Consider the following 4,102-nt stretch of genomic DNA (forward strand, 5'->3'; position numbering starts at 1 on the left):
TGCCCGCCGCAACCGTGATCGGTTGCTTGCGGCGGCGGCTGCCGCGTTCAGCGCGGCCGACGGGCGACCGGTGTCGCTCGAAGCGATCGCCCGCGACGCCGGTGTCGGGATCGGCACGCTCTACCGGCATTTCCCCAGTCGTGAGGCGCTGGTCGAAGCCGTCTTCCGCGCCGAGCTCGCCGAGGTGGCGGCGGCCGCGGAGCTGCTGCTCGCCGAAGACCCGCCGGCCGTGGCGCTGCGCCGGTGGATGGACCGGTACGCGAATTTCGTCGCGGCCAAGCGGGGAATGGCCGAATCGTTGCGGGCAATAGTCGAGTCGGGGGCGATGGAGCCCAACGAGACACGCGAACGCATCGTCGGCGCGGTCGGGCTGTTGCTGCGAGCCGGCGCCGACGACGGCAGCCTGCGCGCCGACGTGCGGGCCGACGATGTGGTGTCGAGCCTGATCGGCATCTTTCTGACCAGCAGCTCGCCCGATCAGACCGGCCGCCTGCTGGACTTGCTGGTGGCCGGGGTGGCCGCCGCCTAGTAGGACACCATGGACGCAATGCCGCCGCCGCTGGACGACATCCTGGACCGCCTGCACGTGCTGGCGCTGCCGATGCGGGTTCGGTTCCGCGGCATCACGCTGCGCGAACTGGCCCTGGTCGACGGCCCGGCCGGCTGGGGGGAGTTCGGCGCGTTCCTCGAGTACCCGCCGGCCGAGGCCGCGCACTGGCTGGCCGCCGCGCTGGAAGCGGCCTACCTGCCGCCGCCGCCGACGCTTCGCGACGCCGTCCCGATCAACGCCACCGTGCCCGCCGTCGCCGCCGATCGGGTGCCCGAGGTGCTGGCCGGGTTCCCGGGCGCGCGCACCGCGAAGGTGAAGGTCGCCGAGAAAGGCCAGACCCTCGCCGACGACGTCGCCCGGGTGCAGGCGGTGCGCGCGCTGATCCCCACCGTGCGGGTCGACGCCAACGGCGGCTGGAGTGTGCCGGGCGCGGTGCGGGCGACGGCCGCGCTCACCGAGGCCGGGCCGCTGGAGTACCTGGAGCAGCCGTGCGCGACGGTGGCCGAGCTGGCCGAGCTGCGCCGCCGGATCGACGTGCCGATCGCCGCCGACGAATCCATCCGCAAGGCCGCCGACCCGCTGGCCGTGGCCCGGGCCGGCGCCGCCGACATCGCCGTGCTGAAGGTGGCACCGCTCGGCGGAATCACCGCGCTGCTGCGCGTCGCCGCCGCGGTCGACCTGCCGGTGGTGGTCTCCAGCGCGCTGGACTCGGCGGTCGGCATCGCCGCCGGGCTGCGCGCCGCGGCGGCGCTGCCGAGGCTGGAGCACGCCTGCGGGCTGGGCACCGGGTCGCTCTTCGTCGAGGACGTCGCCGAACCCCGCCCGGTGATCGACGGGTGTCTGCCGGTGCGGCCGGTGGCGCCGGTGCCGGCCCGGCTGCGGGCGCTGGCGGCGGCGCCGGCGCGCCGGCGGTGGTGGATCGACCGGGTCCGGTCCTGTTACCCGCTGCTGCCCGGCCGGTGAAAACCGGTGGCGCGGCGCGTCGTCGCGGCCCTACGGTGGGCCGCATGACGGTGGACGCGATCGCCTTCGCGCGACGCTGGGTGCGCGGCTGGAACGCCCACGACGTGGAGGCCGTCCTGGACGACTTCCACGACGACGTGGTGTTCACCTCGCCGGTGGCCGTCCGGCTGTTCCCGGAGACCGCCGGGGTGGTGCGCGGCAAGGACGCGCTGCGCCGGTACTGGACGCTCGCGCTCGACCGGATCCCGGATCTCCGGTTCGCCGTGGAGGGTGTCTACCAGGGCATCGACACGATCGTCATCTGCTACCGCAACCAGAACGGCGGGCTGGTCAACGAGGTGCTGAGGTTCGACGGCGACCGGGTGGCCGAAGGCCACGGAACCTATCTGCTGGACGGGTAGGTTCGCAGGCGTGTCGTCACCGAAGTACACCCACGGCCATCACGAGTCGGTGCTGCGCTCGCACCGCTGGCGCACCGCCGAGAACTCCGCGGCCTACCTGCTGCCGGAACTGCGTCCCGGGCTGCGGCTGCTGGACGTCGGCTGCGGGCCGGGCACCATCACCGCCGACCTGGCCGACATCGTCGCCCCGGGACGGGTGACCGCGATCGAACCCACCCCGGACGCGCTGGACCTGGCGCGGGACCACGCGCGCCGCAGCGGACGGCAGAACGTCGACTTCGTCGTCGCCGACGTGCACGCACTGCAGTTCCCGGAGAACACCTTCGACGTCGTGCACGCCCATCAGGTGCTGCAGCATCTGGCCGACCCGGTGCGGGCGCTGGCCGAGATGCGCCGGGTCTGCAAGCCCGGCGGGGTGGTCGCCGCCCGTGACACCGACCACGCCGCGATCGTCTGGTACCCGCCGTCGGCGGAGCTGGACGACTGGCTGCGGCTCTACCGGGACGCCGCCCGGGCCAACGGCGGCGAGCCCGACGCGGCCCGGCGGCTGCTGGCCTGGGCGCACGCGGCCGGCTTCGCCGACGTCACCCCGACCACCAGCACCTGGTGCTTCGCCACCCCGGAGGATCGCCGGTACTGGGGTGGGATGTGGGCCGACCGGGTCCTGCACTCCGAGATCGGCGAGCAGCTGATCCGCGCCGGGAGCGCGGATCAGGCCAAGCTGCAGGAGATCTCGGCGGCGTGGCGGGACTGGACCGACGACCCGGACGGATGGATCTCACTGCTGCACGGCGAGATCATCTGCCGAGCATGACAATCGGACCGGCTCAGCTGCCGCCGGCCTGAATCCGCGGCCACGGCTGCGCCTCCTCGAGTTCGTAGGCCAGCTCCAGCAGCCGAGCCTCCGCGCCGCGCTCGGCGGTGAACATCATCCCCTGCGGCAGGCCGGCGGCGGTGCGGGCCAGCGGCAGCGAGATCGCCGGATCGCCGGTGGCGTTCTGCAGCGGCGTGAACGCCGCCCAGTCGACCAGCCGGTCGATGATCTGCCGGAAGTCGGCGGTCGGGTCGAAGTAGCCGACCGGCGGCGTCTGGTGGGCGAGCGTCGGGGTCAACACCACGTCGTAGCCGCGGAACAGCCGCGCGGTGTGCCGGCCGGACGCGGCCAGCCGGGCGATGGCCAGCGGCAGCCGGGGCAGGTTGTGGATGCCGTAGCGGGCCCACCCCAGGGTGAGGTTGTCCAGCCGGCCGCGGTCGAACGACCGGCCGAACATCAGCCGGCCGCCGTGCACCAGCGTCATCGCCAGCATCCCGTAGTAGCGCAGGAAGTCGTCGACGAAAGACGGTGGCACCGGCGGGTTCTCGACCCGCTCCACCTGGTGGCCGAGCCGCTCCAACAGTGCGGCGGTGCCCAGGGTCAGCTCGGTGACCTCCGGGCTGGCGTCGCGCAGGATCGACCGGGTGATCACCGCGATCTTCAGCCGCCGCGTCCCCGGTGCGGTGATGTCGCCGATCGGCGGCAGTCTGCGGGCCGGCCAGCTGCGCTCGGCCTCCCGGAAGAACGCCGCGGTGTCCCGCACCGAGCGGGTCAGCACCCCGTTGTAGACGATCCGCACCGGCAGCGCGCGGTGGTCCTTGTCCAGCGGCAGCCGGCCGCGGGTCGGCTTCAGGCCGACCAACCCGGTGCAGGCCGCCGGAATCCGGATCGAGCCGCCGCCGTCGTTGCCGTGCGCGATCGGCACCACCCCGGCCGCGACGAACGCCGCCGACCCCGACGACGACGCGCCGGCGGTGTAGTCGGGGTTCCACGGGTTGCGCACCGCGCCCAGCCGCGGATGCTCGGCGGCGGCGCTCAGGCCGAACTCGGAGAGCTGGGTCTTGCCCAGAGCGACCAGCCCGGTGGACAGGTACAGCCTGGCGAACTCGCCGTCGGCGGCCACCGGCTGCGGCTGCCAGGCGTCGGTGCCCTGCATGGTCGGCATCCCGGCCACGTCGACGTTGTCCTTGACGAACGTCGGTATGCCACTGAAGAACCCGGAGGAGCCGTCCTCTTCGGCGCGGGCCCGGGCCCGGTCGAACGCCGGGTAGGCCAGACCGTTCAGCACCGGGTCGACCGCCTCGGTCCGGGCGATCGCCGCCTCCACCAACTCGACGACCGACACCTCACGGGCCCGGAGCCGCTCGACCAGGC

5 protein-coding genes are annotated in these 4,102 nt (G+C 73.7%); 4 read left to right on the top strand and 1 reads right to left on the bottom strand.

Annotation, left to right across the window (positions count from 1 at the left end):
* The 4 genes from AC2VNT_RS00975 to AC2VNT_RS00990 all read left to right on the top strand — a co-directional run.
* A partial coding sequence (locus tag AC2VNT_RS00975; RefSeq protein WP_486945081.1) for a TetR/AcrR family transcriptional regulator occupies nt 1-529 on the top strand: 529 nt, incomplete at its 5' end.
* An 18-nt stretch (nt 530-547) separates the two neighbouring features.
* Nucleotides 548-1,513: an o-succinylbenzoate synthase gene (locus AC2VNT_RS00980; protein WP_486945085.1), complete on the top strand. Its 966-nt coding sequence runs from the start codon at nt 548-550 to the stop codon at nt 1,511-1,513.
* Nucleotides 1,514-1,557: 44 nt separating this feature from the next.
* Nucleotides 1,558-1,914, top strand: coding sequence for a nuclear transport factor 2 family protein (locus AC2VNT_RS00985; RefSeq protein ID WP_486945082.1), 357 nt, complete (start codon nt 1,558-1,560; stop codon nt 1,912-1,914).
* A gap of 10 nt (nt 1,915-1,924) precedes the next feature.
* Complete coding sequence (locus tag AC2VNT_RS00990) at nt 1,925-2,728, top strand: class I SAM-dependent methyltransferase (RefSeq protein WP_486945083.1); 804 nt, start codon at nt 1,925-1,927, stop codon at nt 2,726-2,728.
* Nucleotides 2,729-2,741: 13 nt separating this feature from the next.
* Here AC2VNT_RS00990 and AC2VNT_RS00995 read toward each other — a convergent pair whose 3' ends face one another.
* Nucleotides 2,742-4,100 (bottom strand): amidase, encoded by a 1,359-nt coding sequence (locus AC2VNT_RS00995; protein WP_486945084.1) that lies wholly within the window; start codon nt 4,098-4,100, stop codon nt 2,742-2,744.
* Nucleotides 4,101-4,102: the final 2 nt, after the last annotated feature.

The organism is Mycobacterium sp. TH-M15, from assembly GCF_057473705.1.

What these genes read in the sequence shown, in the direction of transcription:
- AC2VNT_RS00985 (WP_486945082.1), top strand. Translation starts at nt 1,558, where the DNA reads ATGACGGTGGACGCGATCGCCTTCGCGCGACGCTGGGTGCGCGGCTGG.
- AC2VNT_RS00980 (WP_486945085.1), top strand. Translation starts at nt 548, where the DNA reads ATGCCGCCGCCGCTGGACGACATCCTGGACCGCCTGCACGTGCTGGCG.